The following is a 19,998-nucleotide window of genomic DNA, read 5'->3' as shown; positions in this document are numbered from 1 at the left end:
CGCGCGACTGGCCGTTTTCGGACATGTTCCCGGGCACCCGCCGCCTAGAATGGGCCCGCGCACCGACAACAACATTTCCCCAGATCCATGCAACTCAGCCCCAGCATCTTCAAGGCCTACGACGTCCGCGGCATCGTCCCCTCCACGCTGACGGAAGAGGTTGCCGAGGCGCTCGGCCGCGCCTTCGGCACCATCGCCCGGCGCGAAGGCGAGAAGGCCGTCGCCGTCGGCCGCGATGGCCGCCTCAGCGGTCCCGCCATGTCCGCAGCCCTCGTCCGCGGCCTCGTGGCCAGTGGCGTCGACGTGATCGACGTCGGCGTCGTGACCACGCCCATGCTCTACTTCGCCGCCAACACCCTGTGCAACAGCGGCATCCAGGTCACCGGCAGCCACAACCCGAAGGACTACAACGGCTTCAAGATGGTGCTGGCCGGCCGCGCCATCTACGGCGAGGAGATCCAGGCCCTGCGCCGCATGATGGAGACCTCGGGCTGGGACCGGCCGCCGGCGCAGGGCAAGGTCCGCAACGTCAACATCTTCGCGCCCTACCGCGACCGCATCCGCAGCGAGATCAAGCTGGCCCGCCCCTGAGGATCGTCGTCGACTCCGGCAACGGCGTCGCCGGTGCTTCCGCCCCCGAGATCTTCCGTGCCATCGGCTGCGAGGTGATCGAGCTGTTCAGCGAGGTGGACGGCAATTTCCCCAACCACCACCCGGACCCGAGCAAGCCGGAGAACCTGCGCGACCTGATCGCGAAGCTGAAGGAAACCGGCGCCGACCTCGGGCTGGCCTTCGACGGCGACGGCGACCGCCTGGGCATCATCACCCGCGAAGGCAACAACATCTACCCGGACCGGCAGATGATGCTGTTCGCGCAGGACGTGCTCTCGCGCGTGCCGGGCGCGCCCATCCTGTTCGACGTGAAGTGCACGCAGCGCCTGGGCCCGGCGATCGCGGCGGCCGGCGGCCAGCCGATGATGTACAAGACCGGCCACTCGCTGATCAAGGCGAAGATGAAGGAAGTGAACGCGCCCCTGGGCGGCGAGATGAGCGGCCACATCTTCTTCAAGGAACGCTGGTACGGCTTCGACGACGGCACCTATGCCGGCTGCCGCCTGCTGGAGATCCTGTCGCGCCATCCCGACCCGAGCAAGGTGCTCAACGACCTGCCCACCAGCTTCTCCACGCCGGAACTGAACGTGCAGTGCGAAGAGGGCGAACCGCACCGCGTCGTCGCCGAGCTGGTGAAGAAGGCGCGCTTCCCGGACGCGCAGGTTTCCACCATCGACGGCCTGCGCGTGGACTGGCCGGACGGCTTCGGCCTGGTCCGCGCATCCAACACCACGCCGGTGCTCGTGCTGCGCTTCGAGGGGCACACGCAGGAGGCGATGCACCGCATCGAGGGCGTGATGCTGTCGCTGCTGCGCAGCGTCAAGGCGGACGCCAAGGTGGGCGAGGCGGCGCATTGACCGACAATGGGTGTTTGCGGCGCCCCCGAGGGTGCCCTGGAAGCCCTTGAGAATCCTGATCGTCAAGCTGTCCTCGCTGGGTGACGTGGTGCAGACGCTGCCCGTCGTGCACGACATCCATGCGCGCTTCCCCGGTGCGGCGGTGGACTGGGTCGTGGAAGAGGCATTCGCGCCGCTGCTGCGGCAGGCGCCCACGATCGCCCGCGTGCTGCCGCTGGCGCAGCGGCGCTGGCGCAAGGCGCGCTGGGACAGCGGCGTGCGGCGCGAGCGCCGCGAGTTCCTGCGCGTGCTGCGCGAGCAAAGCTACGACGCGGTGCTGGACCTGCAGGGCCTGATCAAGTCGGCGCTGGTCGCGCGCAAGGCGCGCCTGGCGCCCGGCGGCTTCACCGCTTCCTTCGGCAACCGCAGCGAGCTGTGCGGCTACGAATGGCCGGTGCGCTATCTCGTCAACCGCGCCGTGCCCATGCCGCGCCGCGTGCATGCCGTGGCGCGTACGCGCTGGATGGCCGCGGCAGCACTGGGTTACGACACGGCAGTCGTCGTCGAGCAGCCGCCGGTGTACCCGTGGGCCCGCGAGACCGCGACCGGCGCGCCCCAGGTGGTGTTCGCGCACGGCACCACGCGGGCCGACAACGAGTGGCCGGAACACCATTGGCGCGCGCTCGGCGAACGCTTCGCGGCGGAGGGCTTCCAGGTGCTGCTGCCGCAGGGCCGGCGCCCGCGAGGCGGAGTTCGCGCGGCGGCTGGCGGCTGCGATCGGTCCGGCCGCGCAGGTGCTGCCGCCCATGGACCTGGCCAAGCTGCTCGCGCGCACGGCGCAGGCCAGCGGCCTGGTCGGCGTGGACTCCGGCATCGCGCACATGGGCGTCGCCCTGGGCCTGCCGGTGGTGGAGATCTTCAGCCAGCCGCGCGCCTGGCGCGCGGGGCCCGTCGGGCAGCCGCACCAGCGGGCCGTCGGCGGCGAGCACGTGCCCGATGTCGATGAAGTGTGGACGGCGTGGGGTGCGTGCTGGGATGCGCGCGTGGCGGAAGCGGTGGCCGGATGAAGCGCCTCTATTCGCTCGGCATGTACGCTGCGCAGCCGCTGCTGCGACGCAAGCTGCGCCGGCGCGGCGCCGCGGAGCCGGGCTACCTGGAACACGTGGAGGAGCGTTTCGGCCACTACCCGGCGCCGACCGAGCCGGGCCGCCTGTGGATCCACGCGGTGTCGCTCGGCGAAACGCGCGCGGCCGCCATCCTGCTCGACGCCCTGCGGCGCGCGCAGCCGGAGCTGCGCATCCTGCTCACGCACGGCACGGCGACCGGCCGCGCCGAAGGACAACGGCTGCTGCGCGAAGGCGATGCGCAGGCCTGGCTGCCCTGGGACACGCCGAGCGCGGTGCGCCGCTTCCTCGACCACTTCCAGCCCAGTGCCGGCATCCTGATGGAAACCGAGGTCTGGCCCAACCTGGCCTCGGTGTGCCACGTGCGCGGGATCCCGCTCGCGCTGGCCAATGCGCGCCTCTCTGAAAAATCGCTGGTGCAGGCGCGCCGGCTCGCGCGGCTGTCGCGTCCCGCCTATGGCGCGCTCGGCGCCGTGTGGGCGCAGACCGAAAGCGATGCGCGCCGCCTGGCGCAGGCCGGTGCGACGGTCAAGGGCGTGTTCGGCAACCTCAAGTTCGATGCCAATCCGAGCCCGGAACAACTGGTGCAGGGCCGCGCGTGGCGCGCCGCGTCGCCGCGGCCGGTCGTGATGTTCGCCAGTTCACGCGAAGGCGAGGAGGCGGAGTTCCTGCGCGCGATCGCGCGGCACCCCGACGTGCAGTGGCTGCTGGTGCCGCGCCATCCGCAGCGCTTCGACGAGGTGGCGGCGCTGGTGGAGCAAGGTGGCACGAGCGTGTCGCGGCGGAGCGGCTGGGGCGACGGGCCGGCACCTGCCGACGTGTGGATCGGCGATTCTCTGGGCGAGATGGCGCTGTACTACGCGATGGCCGACGTGGCGCTGCTCGGGGGCAGCTTCCTGCCACTCGGGGGCAGAACCTGATCGAGGCGGCCGCCTGCGGCTGCCCGATCGTGATGGGGCCGCACACCTTCAACTTCAGCGAGGCCTCGCAGCTGGCGCTGGAAGCGGGTGCGGCGCGGCGGGTGGCGACGATGGAAGAGGGCGTGAAGGCCGCAGTGGAGCTCGCGCGCGACGCAGCGGCCCGCAAGGCGACCGCGGAAGCGGGCGAGCGCTTCGCCGCGGCGCATCGCGGAGCGGCGAAGCGGACGGCGGACGCGGTGCTGGCGCTATTGGCGCGCTGAGCGCAATCAGGGCGCCAGCAGCGTGTTCAGCCGCGCCAGGTCTTCCGGTTGCAGCGTCCCGTTCGCCTGCCGCAAGCGCAGGTGCCCCAGCAGCACGTTGTAGCGCGCCGCCGCCAGGTCGCGCTTGGTCTGGAACAGCTGGCTCTGCGCGTTCAGCACGTCGATGTTGATGCGCACGCCCACTTGGTAGCCCAGGCGGTTGGCGTCCAGCGCGCTCTGGCTGGAGGCTTCGGCGGCTTCCAGCGCGCGCACCTGGCCCTGGCCGGACTGCACGCCGAAGTAGGCGGTGCGCACGGCCTGCGCGACGGCGCGGCGCGTCGCCTCCAGGTCGGAGCGGGCCTTCTCCTCGAGGGACAGCGTCTCGCGCACGCGGTTCTGCGTGGCGAAGCCGGCGAACAGCGGCAGGTTGAAGGCCAGGCCCACGTTGCCGTTGTTGGTGCGCGAGTCCAGCGGCGTGGTGGCGCTGCCGCCCGGGTTGCGCGTGATGCCGTAGCTGCTGGTGAGGTCCAGCGTCGGCTTGTGGCCCGCCTTGGCCTTCTCGGTTTCCAGCTCGGCGATCTCCACCGCCTTCTTCGCCTGCAGGATCGCGGGGCTGCTGCCTTCCGCTGCTGCGACCCAGGCCTCGGGATCCGCCGGCACGGGCGCCGGCACGTTCAGCGGCGTGGCCAGGGGATTGGGCTGGGTGTTGTCCTTGCCCACCAGCGCGTCGAGCGCGAGCCGCTTCACGCGCAGGTCGTTCTCGGCGGCGATCTCCTGCGCCAGCACCAGGTCGTAGCGGGCCTGCGCCTCGCGCGTGTCGGTGATGGTGGAGGTGCCGACCTCGAAGTTGCGCCGGGCCGAGGCGAGCTGTTCGGCCGTGGCGGCCTTCTGCGCGCGCACGAAGGCCAGCGTGTCCTGCGCCGCCAGCACGTCGAAGTAGGCCTGCGCCACGCGGATCATCAGGTCCTGGCCGGCCGCCGTCAGCTGGTACTCGGCCAGCTCGATCTGGCGCTGTCCCTGGCGGTAGGTGGCGACGTTCGCGGGCCGGTAGAGAGGCTGCGACGCGCTCAGCGTCGCCTGCTGCGTCGTGAATCCGCGGTCGGAACTGGTGCCGGGCGCGGCGACGCGGCTGTCCACCTCGCTGCGCGTGAGGCCGGCCGACAGGCCCGCCTGCGGCAGGATGCCGGCGCGCGCCTGTTCCCCGCGGAAGACGTTCGCCTCGTACTGCGAGCGGGCGGACTGCCAGGTCGCGTCGTAGGCCCGCGCGGCTTCGTAAAGCTGGAGCAGCCCTTCGGCGCGCGCGGTGCCGCACAGTGCGAGCGCCAGCGCCGTGGCCAGGGGAGAAGCCGCATGCGTTTCATTTCCGTCCTTCTTCCGTTCTGCTTGTGATCCGGTTGGAGCGTCGTCAGTAGCGCGGCACCGCGGGGTCGCGTTCACGCGACCAGGCCTCGATGCCGCCCGCGATGTTCGCCACGTCCGTATAGCCCTGGTGCGCCAGGAACATGGCCACCCGCTGGCTGCGGGCGCCATGGTGGCACAGGATGGCCACCGGGCGGTCCTGCGGGATCTCGTCCAGCCGCCCGGGCACCTCGTTCATCGGGATGGCGACCAGGTCGAACTCGCCGGCCGCCACGCTGGCCGTCTGCACTTCCCAGGGTTCGCGCACGTCCAGCACCAGCGGCCGCGCGCCCTGGGCCTGCAGCCAGTCGTCGAAGTCGGAGGGGCGGACCTGCGGGATCATGGCATCAGAAGTGGAAGCGCGAGGCCTCCGGGAAGTTCGCCAGGCGGGGTGCCAGCGTGTCCCAGGGCTGCGTGGTGGTGTAGGAAGCCTCGCCGGTGCGGGTGATGAAGGTCGCGCGCATCACCGGCTCGTTGCCCACGATGGCGCCCAGGCGGCCGCCCACCTTGAGCTGGGACAGCAGCGCCTGCGGCACTTCCTGCACCGAGCCGGAAAGCACGATCACGTCGAACGGGCCTTCGGCGGCCAGGCCCTTGGCGCCGTCGGCCTGCCGCACTTCCACGTTGCTGAAGCCGGCGCGCTGCAGGTTCTCGCGGGCCAGCTGCGCCAGCTCGGGGACGATCTCCATCGTGATCACGCGCTGGGCCTGGCTGGCCAGCAGGGCGGCCATGTAGCCGGAACCGGCGCCGACCTCCAGCACCTTCTCGTGGGCCTTGGGGGCGACGTCCTGCAGCATCCGGGCCTCCTGCTTGGGCTCCAGCATGCACCAGCCCTTGCGCAGGGCTTCCTCGGCGTGCACCGCCAGCGGGATCATCATGTCCATGAAGGCCAGGCCCTTGTGCGCCAGCGGCACGAAGTCCTCGCGCCGCACGGTCTGCAGCAGGGCGAGGACGTCGTGGTCCAGCACGTCCCAGGGGCGGATCTGCTGCTCGATCATGTTGAAGCGGGCGCGTTCGAGGTCGGTCGGGGCGGTCATGGTGTTCTCTCGGGCGGGTTCAGGACAAACCGCCCATTTTAGAAGCCGGCACGGCGGCGGCCCCGGAACCGCCCGCCGCCGGGCGGCGCCGGCGCATGAACCATTGCGCCAGATCATCCAGGTAGCAGTAGACGACCGGCACCACCACCAGGGTGAGCAGGGAGGAGGTGATCACCCCGCCGATCACCGCCTGGCCCATGGGCGCCCGCTGCTCCGAGCCCTCGCTCAGGGCGAAGGCCAGGGGCACCATGCCGAAGATCATGGCCAGGGTGGTCATCAGGATCGGGCGCAGGCGCACCCGGGCGGCATGCAGCAGGGCCTGCGAGCGCTCCATGCCCTGCTCGCGCATGCGGATCGCGAAATCCACCAGCAGGATGGCGTTCTTGGTCACCAGGCCCATGAGCATCACGATGCCGATCACCGAGAAGATCGACAGGGTCGAGCCGAACATCAGCAGGGCCAGCACCACGCCGATCAGCGTCAGCGGCAGCGCGGTCATCAGCGCCAGCGGCTGCAGGAAGCTGCGGAACTGGCTGGCCAGGATCATGTAGATGAAGATCACCCCCATGGCCAGCGCCGACACGGCGTAGCCGAAGGACTCCTTCATGTTCTTGGTGGAGCCGCCGAACTGGTAGCGGTAGCCGGGCGGGAATTGGATGGTGTCCAGCTGGGCGCGGATGTCGTTGGAGATCTCGCCGGCCGAGCGGCCGTAGGCGTTGGCGTTCACCGCCACCTCGCGCGTGAGGTCGCGCCGGTTGATCTGGTTCGGGCCGGTCCCCTCGCGCACCGAGGCCACCTGGTTCAGGCGCACGACGCGGGCGCTGCCGTCCGGGTTGCTGCCGGTGGCGAAGGGCAGGGCGCTCCAGGTCGGCCGGCGCGTTGCGCGCGTCGGGTGCCAGGCGCACGTTCACGTCGTAGGTCTGGTCGTCGGGCGCGCGCCAGTTGCCCACCGTCTGCCCGGCCACCAGGGTGCGCAGGGAACTCGCGATCTGGGCCACCGACAGGCCCAGGTCCGACGCGGCGTCGCGCCGCACCTGCACGGCCACCGTGGGCTTGTCGGGCTTGACGCTGGAATCCAGGTCCACCAGCCCGGGGACGCCCTGGATGCGCTGCATCACCAGCGTCGACAGCCGCTCCAGCTCCTTCAGGTCGGGGCCCTGCAGCGAGAACTCGATCTGCTTGTTGCCGCCCACCGCGTCCAGCAGGCCCGCGTGCGTGACCGTGATGCCGGGCACCTGGCGCAGGCGGTTGCGCAGGATGGCCGCCATCTCGTCGACGCTGCGCGTGCGGTCCTTGCGGTTCACCATGCGCACGTACACCGAGGCGTAGATCTTGCCGGCCTGGGCGCCGGTGTTGATGGTGGCCAGCGTGTAGCGCACCTCGGGGAACTCGCGGATGATGGCTTCCACTTGCCGCGCCTTGGACTCGGTGAGTTCCAGCGAGGACCCCACCGGCGTGTAGAAGCTGACGCTGGTCTCGGAGTAGTCGGCCTTGGGCACGAACTCGGTGCCGAGCAGCGGCACCATGAAGATGCTGGTGACGAAGATGGCGGCCGAGCCGAGCACGGTGGCCGGCTTGTGGGCGAGCGACCAGCGCAGGATGGTCTGGTAGGCCTCGGCCAGGCGCTCGGTGGCGCGGTCGAACCAGCCGGTCACGCGGCCGATGGTGCGGTCGTAGGCCGTGAGTTTCGCCTTCGGCTTGCCGTGGCCTTCCGCCTCGGGGTCGTGCCACACCGAGGACAGCATCGGGTCCAGCGTGAAGCTCACGAACATGGAGATCAGCACGGCGGCGACGATGGTGACGCCGAACTCGTGGAAGAACTTGCCGATGATGCCGCCCATGAAGCCGATCGGCAGGAACACCGCGACGATCGAGAAGGTGGTGGCCAGCACCGCCAGGCCGATCTCCTGCGTGCCGTCCATGGCGGCCTGCCAGGCGGGCTTGCCCATCTGCACGTGGCGCACGATGTTCTCGCGCACCACGATCGCGTCGTCGATCAGCAGGCCCACGCACAGCGACAGCGCCATCAGCGTCACCATGTTGATGGAGAAGCCCAGCGCGTACATGAACAGGAAGGTGCCGATCAGCGCGATCGGAAGGGTCAGCCCCGTGATGACGGTGGAGCGCCACGAGTTCAGGAACAGGAACACGATCAGCACCGTCAGCAGGGCGCCTTCGATCAATGTGCGCCGCACGTTGTCCACCGACACGCGGATCGGCCGCGAGGCGTCGGTCACCGGCTCCAGCCGCACGCCGCCGGGCAGCTGCGCCTTCATGTCCTGCAGCGCCGCCTGCAGCCCGTCGATGACGGCGATGGTGTTTTCGTCCTGCGACTTCTGCACCTGCAGCAGCAGCGTGCGCTGGCCGTTGTAGAGGGCCAGGCTCTCCACTTCCTGGCCGCCGTCGGACACGCGCGCCACCTGTTCGACCCGCACCGGGGCCCCGTTCTTGCGGGCCACGATGATGCGGCCGAAGTCTTCCGGCCGCTGCATGCGCGCGTCGATCTGCACCACGCGCTCCTGCGCCTGCGAGCGGATGGCGCCCACCGGCAGGTCCTGGTTCTCGCTGCGCACCGCGCTCACCACCTGGTCGGCCGTGATGCCCAGCGCTTCCATCGCCGCCGGCTCCAGGTAGATGTTGATCTCGCGCCGCGTGCCGCCCACCAGCGTGACCGAGCCGACGCCGCGCACGTTCTCCAGCCGCTTCTTGAGCACCTGGTCGGCCCAGTTGGTGAGCTCCACCGCCGTCATCGGCCGCGCGCCCTTGCCCGCCTCCGGCAGCACCGCGAGCGACCAGATCGCGCGGCTGGCCGGGTCGAAGCGCAGCACGCGCGGCTCCTTCACCTCGGTGCGGAAGGTGGGCCGCACGGCGGCGATCTTCTCGCGCACGTCCTCCGCCGCCTTGCGGCCGTCGATGTGCAGCTGGAACTCGATGATGACGAGCGACTGGTTCTCGTAGCTGCGCGAGGTGAGGGCGTTGATGCCGGCGATCGAGTTCACCGCCTCTTCGACCTTCTTGCTGACCTCGCTCTCGACGATCTCGGGCGAGGCACCGGGGTACTCGGTCTGCACCACCACCACCGGGAAGTCGATGCTGGGGAACTGGTCCACCTTCAGCCGCTGGTAGGCGAACAGCCCCAGCACCACGATGGCGAGCATCACCATCGTGGCGAACACGGGATTCCTGAGGCTGACGCGGGTGAACCACATGGCGGATTACGGGCTTTCGGCCTTGCTCCCTCTCCCGCTCGCGGGAGAGGGCTGGGGTGAGGGTCCCCGGTGAACTTCACCGCCGTCCCCTCGCGCAGCGGCCCCACATGCCCGCGGATCACCACCGCCCCGGCCTGCAGTCCCGTCACCGCCACCCAGCTGTCCTTGTCCGCCTCGCCGCGTGCGCCGGTTTCCACCGGCACGTGGGCCACCTTGTTCTCCTGCACCACCTGCACGTAGGGCGCCGGCTTGTCGGTGCGCACCGCCGACAGCGGCAGCGCCAGCGCCGAGGTGCGGCCGATGGCCACGGTGCCCTGCGCGAACAGGCCCTGGCGCAGGCCGGCCGTGTCGCTGAGCGACAGGTAGGCCAGCACGCTGCGGCTGCCCGCCTGCGCGCTCGGGTTGATGCGCACCACCTTGGCCGCCAGCGGCCGGGTGCGGCCCTCCACCTGCAGCGTGGCTTCGTGCCCCACGCGCACCTCCACCGAATCGGCGGCGGAGAGCGTCGCCTCCAGCTCCAGCCGGTTCAGGTCCACGATCTCGATCACGCGCCCGTCCACGGTCACGCGTTCGCCCGGCTGCGCCAGGCGCTGCGACACCACGCCGGAGATCGGCGCGCGCAGCACGGTGTCTTCCACGCCCTTGCGCGCCAGGTCCACGGCGGCCAGCGCCGCCTGGTGCGTGGAGCGCGCGGCGGCCAGGTTGTTGGCCGAGGTGTCGAGCGCGGAGCGCGAGATGAAGCCCTGGTCCACCAGCGCCTTGTTGTTCGCATACTGGCGCTCCGCGATGTCGATCTGCGAGCGGGCGGCGTCGGCCTGGTCGCGCGCCTGTTTCAGGCGGGCCTGGCCCTCGGTCGGGTCGATGCGGGCGACCACCTGGCCGGCCTGCACCGCGTCGCCCTCGCGCAGCGTCAGCCCCTGCAGTTCGCCGGCGGCGCGCGCCTTCACGAAGGCGGAGTTCACCGCCTTGAGCGAACCGGAGATCGGCAGCCCGCGCTGCAGTTCGCGTGACTCCACGCGCACGACGTCGGTGACGGCCAGTTCCACCACCGGCTGCGCCTTCTGCGCCGCCAGCGCGCCTCGGCGACCTGCTGGGTGCGGCGGGCGGTGATGGTGCGCCAGGCGCCCAGCACCAGGACCACCAGCACGAGCGCGGCGACCAGCCACTTCCAGTTCTTCTTCATGCGCGGGCCCCCTTCGCATCGGGGCGCACGCACAGGCCCAGCAGCAGGGTGTCGATCTGCGCGTCCAGGTAGCGCTCGGGATCCAGCGGCGTGTCCTGCGCCACGCAGGCGCCGAGCGAGTGCTTGGCCATGATCAGGAACACCATGGGCGCGACGATGCTGAAGACCGCGTAGTCCAGGTCGAGGTCGCGGAACTCGCCGCGCTCGATGCCGCGCAGCAGGATGCGCCGCATCAGCTCGGTGCCGGGGCGGATCACTTCCTGGCGGTAGAAGGCCGCGAGCTCCGGGAAGTTGCTCGCCTCGCTGATCATCAGCTTGGTGATGCCGGAGGCGCGGGTGGCGCCGATGCGCTCCCACCAGACCCGCATGCAGTAGCGCACCATTTCCGAGGTGCTGCCCTCGAACTCCTCGAACTCCTGTGTCCATTCGGCGAAGCGGCCGGAGATGTTTTCCCGCACCACCGCCTTGAACAGTTCTTCCTTGCTCGGGAAATAGAGGAACAGCGTGCCCTTGGACACCCCGGCGCGAGCGGCGACTTCCTCGGAGCGCGTGGCCGCGAAGCCCTTCTCGACGAACAGCTGGAGGGCGGCATCGAGCAGTTCGCCCGGGCGCGCTTCCTTGCGGCGCTCGCGCCGGGCCGAGTTGTCTTCGCCGCGCTCGGCGACCTTGCTGAGGACATGGAAGAGGCGGCCCCGCAGGGCGGTCGATGGTTACTGACTGACTGGTTAGTAATGTAGCCGTCGCCGGAGCGGGGCGTCAAGGCAGCCCATCCATGGCGCGATGAACGCGGTGCAAAGGCCTTCAGCCCGCCCGCATCACCGCGCGTCCCAGCCACTCGCGCAGCAAGGCGCGGCAGTCGGCGACCCCGGTGGTCGAGGGGAGCCACTGCAGCAGCGGCCGCTCGGCGGCGATGACGAAGCCGGTCGGCGCCGGCAGCACCTCGAAGCCGACTGCCCGGAAGGCGGCCGCCGCCCGCGGGATGTGGGTGGCGTCGGTGACCAGGGCGATCTGGCGGATGCCGTCGCGCCGCAGCTGTTCCCCCATGCGCGCGGCGTTCTCCACCGTGTCGCGCGAGCGGTCGTCCATCCAGCGCAGCTTCAGCCCGTAGTCGTCCTGCAGCACCCGGGTGGCGACCGTCCCTTCCGCCTCGGTGTCCGTGCCGGCCGCGGCCCAGCCGATGCCGCCGGCGAAGGCCAGCGGCTTGCCGCTCTGCCGGGCCAGCCAGGCGCCGTAGCGCAAGCGGGACAAGGTGTGCGGCCCAGGCTGCGCCACGCCATACTCCGGCGCCTGCGGCAGCACGCCCCCGCCCAGCACCACGATGGCCTGCACCTGCTGCAGCTGCTGCGGGCGCAGCGGCTGCAGGTCCGGCAGCAGCCAGCGGGAAAGCAGCACCGCGGTGCCCGTGGTGCTCAGGAGCCAGGCGAGCACAAGCGCCATGATGGCCAGCGCCAGGCCGGCGCCGCGCCTGCGGGTGGCCAGCAGCACCCCCAGCAGCACCAGCAGCAGCGGACCCGCCGGCGGCAGCACCAGCGCGCTCAGCACCGGCTTGAGTTCACCGGGCAGCATGGGGGCATCGGTTGGCGTGCATGGGCGCGCATCGTAAGCGACTACAGTCTCGGCTTCATGGAGAGAAACATGAGCGACCTGCAAACCATCGTCCTGGGCGGCGGCTGCTTCTGGTGCACCGAGGCCGTGTACAAGGAAGTGCGCGGCGTCACCGACGTCGAGTCCGGCTACAGCAACGGCGAGACCGAGCGTCCCAGCTACGAGGACGTGTGCACCGGCCGCACCGGGCACAACGAGGTGGTGAAGCTCACCTACGACCCGCAGCAGGTGAGCACGCGCCAGCTGCTGGAGATCTTCTTCGTGGTCCACGACCCGACCCAGATGAACCGCCAGGGCAACGACGTGGGCACCCAGTACCGCAGCGGCATCTACTACACGACGCCGGAACAGAAGCAGGTGGCCGACGACATGATCCGCGCCATCATGCAGGAGAAGCTGTTCAGCCGACCGGTGGTGACCGAGGTGCTGGCCATGCAGAATTACTGGCCCGCGGAGGACTACCACCAGGACTTCTTCGAGAAGAACCCGACCCAGGGCTACTGCCTGGCGGTGGCCGCGCCCAAGGTGGCGAAGTTCCGCAAGACCTTCACCGAGCTCACGCGCAAGTGATCCAGGCCCGCTCGCTCGCCTACCGCTACCCGCAGGGGCCCGCCCTTTCCTTTCCCGACGTGGAGGTGCCGCAGGGCGGCACGCTGCTGCTGCAGGGACGCTCGGGTGCGGGCAAGTCCACCTGGCTCGCGCTGGTCGCCGGCCTGCTCACGCCCACGTCCGGCCAGTTGCTGGTCGCGGGGCAGGACCTCGCGCCGCTGCGCGGTGGCGAGCGCGATCGCTGGCGTGGCCGCAGCATCGGCTTCCTGCCGCAGAAGCTGCACCTGAGCGACGCGCTCTCGGTGGAACGCAACCTGTCCCTCGTGTACTTCGCCGCGGGCCTCGCGGAGGACAAGGTGGCCGTGCGGGCCGCGCTCGACGCGCTGGGCGTGGCCGATCTCGCGCATCGCCTCCCGGGGCAGCTCTCCGGCGGCCAGGCGCAGCGCGTGGCACTGGCGCGCGCCACGCCGTTGCAGCCCAAGGTGCTGCTGGCCGACGAACCCACGGCGAGCCTGGACGACCAGGCGGCCGCCGCGGCTGTCACCCTGCTGCGCGAGGCCGCGCGGCGCTGCGGCGCCACCCTGGTGGTCGCCACGCACGACGCCCGCGTGCGCGACGCGCTGCGCGGCGCCCAGGTGCTGCCGCTCGTTGCGGAGCAGGTGGCTGCATGAAACTGCTGGCGCTGGCCTTCCGCTACCTCTGGGCCCGGCCGCTGGCCACGGTGCTCAACCTCGTCCTGCTGACGCTGGGCCTGGCCTCCATCGCCTTCGTGCTGCTGGTCACCGAGCAGGTGAACCGCTCCTTCCAGCGCGACCTGGCCGGGATCGACGTGGTGGTCGGTGCCAAGGGCAGCCCCATGCAGCTGATCCTGGCCGGCGTGTTCCACATCGACGTGCCGCCCGGCAACATCAAGCTGGCCGACGTGCAGGAACTGGCGAAGCACCCGCAGATCGCCCAGGTGATCCCCCTGAGCCTGGGCGACAGCTTCCGGGGCTTTCGCATCGTCGGCACCACGCCCGACTACGTGGCGCACTACAAGCTCTCGCTGGAGCAGGGCCGCCTGTGGTCGGCCACCATGGAAACGGTGCTGGGCGCGCAGGCCGCGCAAGGCATGGGCCTCAAGCCCGGCGACAGCTTCGTCGGCGGCCACGGCCTGGGCGGCGGCGGCAAGTCGCACGGCGACACGCCCTACCAGGTCGCCGGGGTGCTCGCGCCCTGTGGCTGCGTCGCCGACCGCCTGATCCTCACGTCCACCGAATCGGTCTGGCACGTGCACGAGGAGCATCCGGCCGGCGGCAAGGAAGAGGACCACGCGGAGCACGAGGAGGACCGCGAGGTGACGATGGCGCTGCTGCGCTACCGCACGCCGCTGGCGGCCGTGAGCTTCCGCGCTACGTGAACAGCGAGACGCCGATGCAGGCGGCGGCGCCTGCGATCGAAGTCACGCGGCTGCTGCGCATGATCGGCGTGGGCAGCGAGATGCTGCAGGGCGTGGGCGCCGTGCTGCTGCTGACGGCGGGCCTGTCGGTCTTCATCGCGTTGTGGAGCGCCGTGCGGGAACGCCGCGCTGACCTGGCGATGCTGCGCATGCTGGGCGCCTCGCCGGGCAAGGTGAGCGCGCTGCTGCTGGCCGAGGGGCTGTGGCTGGCGCTGATCGCTTCCGTGATCGGCCTGCTGCTCGGTCATGGCCTGGCGGCCGTGGTGGGCACCGTGCTGCAAGCCCAGCAGTCGCTGCCGGTGTCGGGTGCCCTGTGGGTGGAGCAGGAGGTATGGGTGCCGGTGGTGGCCATCCTCACGGCGGGCGCCGCAGCCCTGATCCCGGCCATCAGCGCCTACCGGGTGGACGTCGCGCAACTGCTGCAGCGCCGTTGACCGGACCGTCGCACAATACGCCCTTCGAACCGGAGCAAGCCATGAAGATCGCAGTCCTCGTCCTGGCCTCCGCCCTTGCCGCCGGCGCGGCCTGGGCGCAGCTCTCCTCGCCCCTGCCGCAGGGCAGCGGCGCGGGCGTGCACAGCCCGAACAGCCCGATCGCCCCGCTGCCCCAGCGCAACGACGTGGTGCCGTGGTCGCTGCTCACCGCCGTGCAGACGAAGACGGAGAAGAACAAGCTGCTGCCGGTGTTCACCAAGGAACAGCTCGCCCTGCAGCAGAAGCCGCAGCGCGTGCAGGGCTTCATGATGCCGCTGGAGCCGGGCGAGAAGCAGAGCCATTTCCTCCTCAGCTCGGTGCCGCTGACCTGCGGCTTCTGCACGCCGGGCGGCCCGGAGAGCATGGTCGAAGTGAAGACGAAGACGCCGGTGAAGTACACGCTCGACCCGGTGGTGGTCGAGGGGAAATTCCAGACGCTGGTGGAGGACGAGTACGGCCTCTACTACCGCGTGACCGAGGCCGTCGCGGTCAAGTGATCAGGGCGCCAGGCGCTCGCGGACCCATTCGCCGCCTGCCTGCCGGTAGCGCAACCGGTCATGCAGCCGGCTCTTCCTTCCCTGCCAGAACTGCCACTGGTCCGGCACCAGCCGGTAGCCGCCCCAGTGCGGCGGGCGCGGCGGGTTCAAGAGGAATTGCGCGCTGTACTTCGCCGCGTTCGTGACCAGCACCGTGCGACCCGGGATCACCTGGCTTTGCGGGCTGGCCCAGGCGCCGATGCGCGAGTCCAGCGGCCGGCTCGCGTAATAGGCATCGCTTTCCTCCGCGCCGGTCTTCTCCACCCGGCCCTCGATGCGCACCACGCGTTCCAGCTCCACCCAGTGGAACTGCAGTGCCGCGTACGGGTTGCCGGCCAGCTCCACGCCCTTGCGGCTCTCGTAGTTGGTGTACCAGACGATGCCGCGCTCGTCGTAGCCCTTGACCAGCACCACCCGCGTGCTCGGGCGCAGGTCGCTCGCCACCGTGGCCAGCGTCATCGCGTTGGGCTCCGGGATCTCCGACGAGATGGCTTCGGTGAGCCACTGGTCGAACTGCTTCAACGGGTCGGCGTGCGAGGCGTCCTCGCTCAGTTCGGCGCGCTCGTAGTTCTTGCGCAGTTCGGCGATGCGGTCGGCAGTGCTGCTCATGGCAAAGATTGTCGCACCTGGGCATTTCTGCGGCAGACTGCGGCGCCATGAACCCCCGTCGTCCTCGTGCTCGCGTCCGGCCGCGGCGAACGCTTCCGCGCCTCGGGCGGCACCGGCTCCAAATTGCAGGCCTTGCTGGCCGGTCGGCCGGTGCTGGAACACACGCTGGCCGCCGTGCGTGCCAGCGGCCTGCCTTTCCACGTCGAGGATGCGGGGCATCCGGGCATGGGCGATTCGATCGCGGCCGGCGTGCGTGCGACGGCGGGCGCCGGCGGCTGGCTGGTGCTCCCCGGCGACCTCCCACTCGTCGCGCCGCAGTCGCTGCGCGCGGTGGCCGAGGCGCTGCAGCGCGCATCGGTCGTCGTGCCGACGTACCGCGGCACCCGCGGCCATCCCGTGGGTTTCTCGGCGCAGCACGGTCCCGCGCTGCAGGCGCTTACCGGCACCGAAGGCGCGGCTGCCATCGTGCGGGCCGCGCAACCCCTGAAGCTGGAGCTGGACGACGAAGGCATCGTGACCGACGTCGACACGCTGGACGACCTGGCGCGGGCCGAGCGCCTGCTGGCGGCGCGCGGCGGCGCTGACTGAGTTCAGGACCCGGACTGCTGCCGCTGGATCAGCCGCAGCAGCCTTTCCAGGTTGCGGTCGCGGATGTCGTGCCGCTTGAGCTCCTCCAGCGTGCGGTGCGCGTAATCGAGCGTGGTTCCGTAGATGCCGGAGGCGAAGGCGAAGATCGCGCGGTACTCCTCCTCGGTCAGCTCGCCGGTGTGGCTGGGGCTCTTGCGCGAGAGCGTGAAGGCCAGCGCCCGGACGCGCCCCGCCGGCGTTTCGGCCGGCAGCCAGCGCGGGTCGTACACCGCCGTCGCCATTTCGCGCGACCACAGGCGGGTGAGGATCTCGGCGCCGTGCTCCTTGCGCACGCGGAACACCACGCCGCGGCAGCAGCCGCCGGTCAGCAGGCCGAACACCAGGCCCGGCCGTTCGGGCGTGCCGCGGTTGATGCGGCTCCACATCTTCAGCGCGCGGTGCCAGCCGTGCACGCGCGCCGGCCGCTGCTCCACGAAATCGAAATCGGGCCGCCAGATGAGCGAGCCATAGCCGAAGATCCAGAGGTCGTCTTCCCCGCCCCATTCGGCAATGGCTCTTTGCAGCATCGCGGCCGCGTCCCGCTGTGGCTTCAACACTTCGGTCACGCCCGAACTCTAGCGGAGGCGGCAAGACCCCGGAAGTTGGTAACCGGTTCGTACCCGGTACGGACCCCAAGGCCCCCGCGGGAGGTAGGATCGCCGTAACCAAGTTACCGGCTTCCCATGAAACTCCATCCCGTGCTGCAGGCGGTGACGCAGCGCATCCGTGAGCGCAGCGCGGCCAGCCGCTCCGCCTACCTGGCCCGCCTGGACGAAGCGGCTGCGCGTGACCGCGGCGCCGACCGGATGGGCTGCGCCAACGTCGCCCATGCCTTCGCCGGCATCCCCGCCAACGACAAGTTCAAGGTCGTGACGGAACGCGCGCCCAACATCGGCATCGTCAACGCCTACAACGACATGCTGTCGGCACACGCGCCCTACGAGCGCTTCCCGTCCCTCATCAAGGAAGAGGCGCGCAGGCATGGCGCGACCGCGCAGGTGGCCGCCGGCGTGCCGGCCATGTGCGACGGCGTCACGCAGGGCACGGCCGGCATGGAGCTCAGCCTGTTCTCGCGCGACGTGATCGCGATGGCCACGGCGGTGGGCCTGAGCCACGACGTGTTCGACGACGGCGCTGATGCTGGGCATCTGCGACAAGATCGTTCCCGGCCTGCTGATCGGCGCGCTGCAGTTCGGCCACATCCCCACCGTGTTCGTGCCCGGCGGGCCCATGCCCAGTGGCCTGTCGAACACGGAAAAGGCCAAGGTGCGCGAACAGGCCGCGCAGGGCCTCGTGGGCCGCGAGGCGCTGCTGGATGCCGAGATGAAGGCCTACCACTCGCCCGGCACCTGCACCTTCTACGGCACCGCGAACAGCAACCAGATGCTGATGGAAGCCATGGGCCTGCACGTGCCCGGCTCCGCCTTCGTGCTGCCGGAAGCGGAACTGCGCGCGGAACTGACGCGCGAAGCGGTGCGCACCGCGCTGGACATGGTCAAGGGCCGGCGCTTCACGCCGATCGGCCGCATCGTCGACGAGCGCTGCATCGTCAACGCGATGGCGGCGCTGCTGGCCACCGGCGGTTCCACCAACCATCTGATCCACTGGGTGGCAGTGGCGCGCGCCGCCGGCATCGTGATCGACTGGAACGACTTCGACCGGCTCTCGGACGTGGTGCCGCTGCTGGCGCGCGTCTATCCCAACGGCGTGGCCGACGTGAACCAGTTCCAGGCCGCGGGCGGCCCGGGCTACGTGATCCGGGAACTGCTGGACGCGGGGCTGATGCACGAGGACGTGCTCACCGTGCGCGAAGGCGGGCTGCGCGAGTACACGCGCGAGCCGGCCATCGCTGCGCGCGGCGACCGGCGCCTGGCCTGGTCCGACATCGGTCCCTCGCGCGACGACAGCGTGGTGCGGCCGGCGCAGCAACCCTTCAGCGCCACCGGCGGCCTGGAAGCTGCTCACCGGCAATCTCGGGCGCAGCGTGATCAAGGTGTCCGCGGTGCCGGAAGACCGGCACGTGATCGAGGCGCCAGCGCGCATCTTCGACAGCCAGGAAGCCCTGCAGGCCGCCTTCAAGGCCGGCGAGCTCGATCGCGACGTGGTGTGCGTGGTGCGCTGGCAGGGCCCGGCAGGCCAACGGCATGCCGGAACTGCACAAGCTCACGCCCCCGCTGGCGGTGCTGCAAGGCAAGGGCTTCCGCGTCGCGCTGGTCACCGACGGCCGCATGAGCGGCGCCTCGGGCAAGGTGCCGGCCGCCATCCACGTGTCGCCGGAAGCGGCGTCCGGTGGGCCGCTCGCGCTGCTGCGCGACGGCGACCTGGTGCGGCTGGACGCGCCCGCCGGCAAGCTCGAGGCGCTGGTCGATGCCGCGGAATGGTCGCAGCGCCGGCCGGCCACCCTCGCCGACGCGCAGCGGGCCGGCAACGGCCACGGCGTCGGCCGCGAACTGTTCGCCGGCATGCGGCGCAATGCACTGGCCGCTGAGGAGGGCGCCTGCACATGGCTCTGAAACCGATTTCCGACCGTCCCACGGCGGCCGAAGTGATGCAGGACGCGCCGGTGATCCCGGTGATCGTGCTGCAGGACCGCGCGCATGCCGTGCCGCTGGCGCGCGCGTTGGTCGCCGGCGGCATCCGCATGCTGGAGGTGACGCTGCGCACGCCGGTGGCGCTGGCGTGCATCGAGGCGATCGCGCGCGAAGTGCCTGAGGCCGTGATCGGCGCCGGCACCGTGCGCAGCGCCGCCGACGCGCAGGCCGCGGCGCTGGCCGGCGCCCGCTTCGCGGTCAGCCCCGGCTACACGCATGCGGTGGGCAGGGCGTGCCACGAACTGGGCCTGGCCCTGCTGCCCGGCGTGGCCACCGGCAGCGAGATCATGATGGCGCAGGAGGACGGCTACACGGCGCTGAAGTTCTTCCCCGCCCTGCAGGCTGGGGGCGCCGCCATGCTCAAGGCCTGGCATGGGCCTTTCAACGACGTGAAGTTCTGCCCCACCGGCGGCGTCACCGTGCAGAACGCGCGCGAGTTCCTGGCGCTGCCCAACGTCGCCTGCGTCGGCGGCTCCTGGCTCACGCCCGCGGACGCGCTCGCGGCGCAGGATTGGGCACGGGTGACGCGGCTGGCGTCGGAGGCCGCGGCGCTGTCGCGCAAGTGAGGCTGCGACGGGCCGGCTAGCCCGGCTCGCCTTCGCGCTGGATCAGTTCGATCTTGTAGCCGTCCGGGTCGGTCACGAAGGCGATCACCGTGTTGCCGCCCTTGACCGGCCCGGGCTCGCGCGTGATGTTGCCGCCGGCCGCGCGGATCTTCTCGCAGGCCGCGTAGGCGTCGGGCACGGCGATGGCGATGTGGCCGTAGGCGCTGCCCATCTCGTACTGGTCCACCCCGTGGTTGTAGGTGAGCTCCAGCTCGGCATGCTCGGGATTCTTCCCGTAGCCGACGAAGGCCAGGGAGTACTTCTGCTCCGGGCGCTCGGTGGTGCGCAGCAGGGTCATGCCCAGCACCTTGGTGTAGAAGTCTATGGCGCGCTGCAGGTCGCCCACGCGCAGCATGGTGTGGAGGATTCGCATGGGCGGATCATAGCCATCCGTGGCAAGCTCGCCC

Annotated in this window: 14 protein-coding genes and 6 pseudogenes; 10 read left to right on the top strand and 10 right to left on the bottom strand. The window is 70.7% G+C overall.

Annotation, left to right across the window (positions count from 1 at the left end; translation table 11 throughout):
- Positions 1–87: 87 nt before the first annotated feature.
- From HK415_RS13115 to HK415_RS13105, 3 pseudogenes are all read left to right on the top strand, one after another.
- A pseudogene (locus HK415_RS13115) lies at positions 88–1,469 on the top strand (phosphomannomutase/phosphoglucomutase).
- Positions 1,470–1,479: 10 nt separating this feature from the next.
- Positions 1,480–2,515: pseudogene (waaC, locus tag HK415_RS13110) on the top strand (lipopolysaccharide heptosyltransferase I).
- Positions 2,512–3,752 (top strand): annotated as a pseudogene (locus tag HK415_RS13105) (3-deoxy-D-manno-octulosonic acid transferase). Before waaC ends, HK415_RS13105 begins: the two co-directional pseudogenes overlap by 4 nt.
- 6 nt (positions 3,753–3,758) lie before the next feature.
- Here HK415_RS13105 and HK415_RS13100 read toward each other — a convergent pair.
- From HK415_RS13100 to HK415_RS13070, 7 genes and pseudogenes are all read right to left on the bottom strand, one after another.
- Entirely contained in the window at positions 3,759–5,069 is a 1,311-nt protein-coding gene (locus HK415_RS13100; RefSeq protein WP_171563405.1) for a TolC family outer membrane protein, read from the bottom strand.
- Between the two features lie 67 nt (positions 5,070–5,136).
- The gene (locus tag HK415_RS13095) at positions 5,137–5,472 is read right to left on the bottom strand and encodes a rhodanese-like domain-containing protein (protein WP_171559914.1); all 336 of its coding nucleotides are present in this window, start codon (positions 5,470–5,472) and stop codon (positions 5,137–5,139) included.
- A 4-nt stretch (positions 5,473–5,476) separates the two neighbouring features.
- On the bottom strand, positions 5,477–6,166 hold the full coding sequence (locus HK415_RS13090; protein WP_171559911.1) for a protein-L-isoaspartate O-methyltransferase family protein: 690 nt from the start codon (positions 6,164–6,166) through the stop codon (positions 5,477–5,479).
- 19 nt (positions 6,167–6,185) lie between these two features.
- Positions 6,186–9,375 (bottom strand): annotated as a pseudogene (locus HK415_RS13085) (efflux RND transporter permease subunit).
- On the bottom strand, positions 9,324–10,424 hold the full coding sequence (locus HK415_RS13080) for an efflux RND transporter periplasmic adaptor subunit (protein WP_309246686.1): 1,101 nt from the start codon (positions 10,422–10,424) through the stop codon (positions 9,324–9,326). Before HK415_RS13080 ends, HK415_RS13085 begins: the two are co-directional and overlap by 52 nt.
- A gap of 130 nt (positions 10,425–10,554) precedes the next feature.
- Positions 10,555–11,256 carry a TetR/AcrR family transcriptional regulator gene (locus HK415_RS13075; RefSeq protein WP_171563403.1) on the bottom strand — a complete coding sequence of 234 codons (702 nt, stop codon included), beginning with the start codon at positions 11,254–11,256 and terminating at the stop codon, positions 10,555–10,557.
- A 103-nt stretch (positions 11,257–11,359) separates the two neighbouring features.
- Positions 11,360–12,124 carry a YdcF family protein gene (locus HK415_RS13070; protein ID WP_171559909.1) on the bottom strand — a complete coding sequence of 255 codons (765 nt, stop codon included), beginning with the start codon at positions 12,122–12,124 and terminating at the stop codon, positions 11,360–11,362.
- A 69-nt stretch (positions 12,125–12,193) separates the two neighbouring features.
- Between HK415_RS13070 and msrA the strand changes: the two genes are divergently transcribed.
- From msrA to HK415_RS13050, 4 genes and pseudogenes are all read left to right on the top strand, one after another.
- Complete coding sequence (msrA, locus tag HK415_RS13065) at positions 12,194–12,733, top strand: peptide-methionine (S)-S-oxide reductase MsrA (protein WP_171559906.1); 540 nt, start codon at positions 12,194–12,196, stop codon at positions 12,731–12,733.
- Positions 12,730–13,383, top strand: a complete 654-nt coding sequence (locus HK415_RS13060) for an ABC transporter ATP-binding protein (RefSeq protein ID WP_171559903.1) — start codon at positions 12,730–12,732, stop codon at positions 13,381–13,383. The genes msrA and HK415_RS13060 overlap by 4 nt, the downstream gene beginning before the upstream one ends.
- Positions 13,380–14,584: pseudogene (locus tag HK415_RS13055) on the top strand (ABC transporter permease). Before HK415_RS13060 ends, HK415_RS13055 begins: the two are co-directional and overlap by 4 nt.
- A 41-nt stretch (positions 14,585–14,625) precedes the next feature.
- Positions 14,626–15,120: a DUF3299 domain-containing protein gene (locus HK415_RS13050; RefSeq protein WP_171559900.1), complete on the top strand. Its 495-nt coding sequence runs from the start codon at positions 14,626–14,628 to the stop codon at positions 15,118–15,120.
- On the opposite strand, the gene pdxH is transcribed toward HK415_RS13050, so the two are convergent.
- Positions 15,121–15,768 (bottom strand): pyridoxamine 5'-phosphate oxidase, encoded by a 648-nt coding sequence (gene pdxH / locus HK415_RS13045; protein ID WP_171559898.1) that lies wholly within the window; start codon positions 15,766–15,768, stop codon positions 15,121–15,123.
- Between the two features lie 66 nt (positions 15,769–15,834).
- Here pdxH and HK415_RS13040 point away from each other — a divergent pair, with 66 nt between their 5' ends.
- Complete coding sequence (locus tag HK415_RS13040; protein WP_171559895.1) at positions 15,835–16,356, top strand: nucleotidyltransferase family protein; 522 nt, start codon at positions 15,835–15,837, stop codon at positions 16,354–16,356.
- A 2-nt stretch (positions 16,357–16,358) separates the two neighbouring features.
- On the opposite strand, the gene HK415_RS13035 is transcribed toward HK415_RS13040, so the two are convergent.
- Positions 16,359–16,922 carry a gamma-glutamylcyclotransferase gene (locus HK415_RS13035; RefSeq protein ID WP_171563401.1) on the bottom strand — a complete coding sequence of 188 codons (564 nt, stop codon included), beginning with the start codon at positions 16,920–16,922 and terminating at the stop codon, positions 16,359–16,361.
- A gap of 156 nt (positions 16,923–17,078) precedes the next feature.
- Between HK415_RS13035 and edd the strand changes: the two are divergent.
- Both edd and eda read left to right on the top strand, forming a co-directional pair.
- Positions 17,079–18,908 (top strand): annotated as a pseudogene (gene edd, locus HK415_RS27570) (phosphogluconate dehydratase).
- Complete coding sequence (gene eda / locus HK415_RS13025) at positions 18,899–19,552, top strand: bifunctional 4-hydroxy-2-oxoglutarate aldolase/2-dehydro-3-deoxy-phosphogluconate aldolase (protein ID WP_216369792.1); 654 nt, start codon at positions 18,899–18,901, stop codon at positions 19,550–19,552. Before edd ends, eda begins: the two are co-directional and overlap by 10 nt.
- Positions 19,553–19,568: 16 nt before the next feature.
- On the opposite strand, the gene gloA is transcribed toward eda, so the two are convergent.
- Entirely contained in the window at positions 19,569–19,964 is a 396-nt protein-coding gene (gloA, locus tag HK415_RS13020; RefSeq protein ID WP_171559894.1) for a lactoylglutathione lyase, read from the bottom strand.
- Between the last annotated feature and the right edge of the window lie 34 nt (positions 19,965–19,998).

The organism is Ramlibacter montanisoli, from assembly GCF_013087525.1.
GTDB lineage: Bacteria > Pseudomonadota > Gammaproteobacteria > Burkholderiales > Burkholderiaceae_C > Ramlibacter > Ramlibacter montanisoli.
This window is presented reverse-complemented; position numbering and strand designations above follow the sequence as displayed.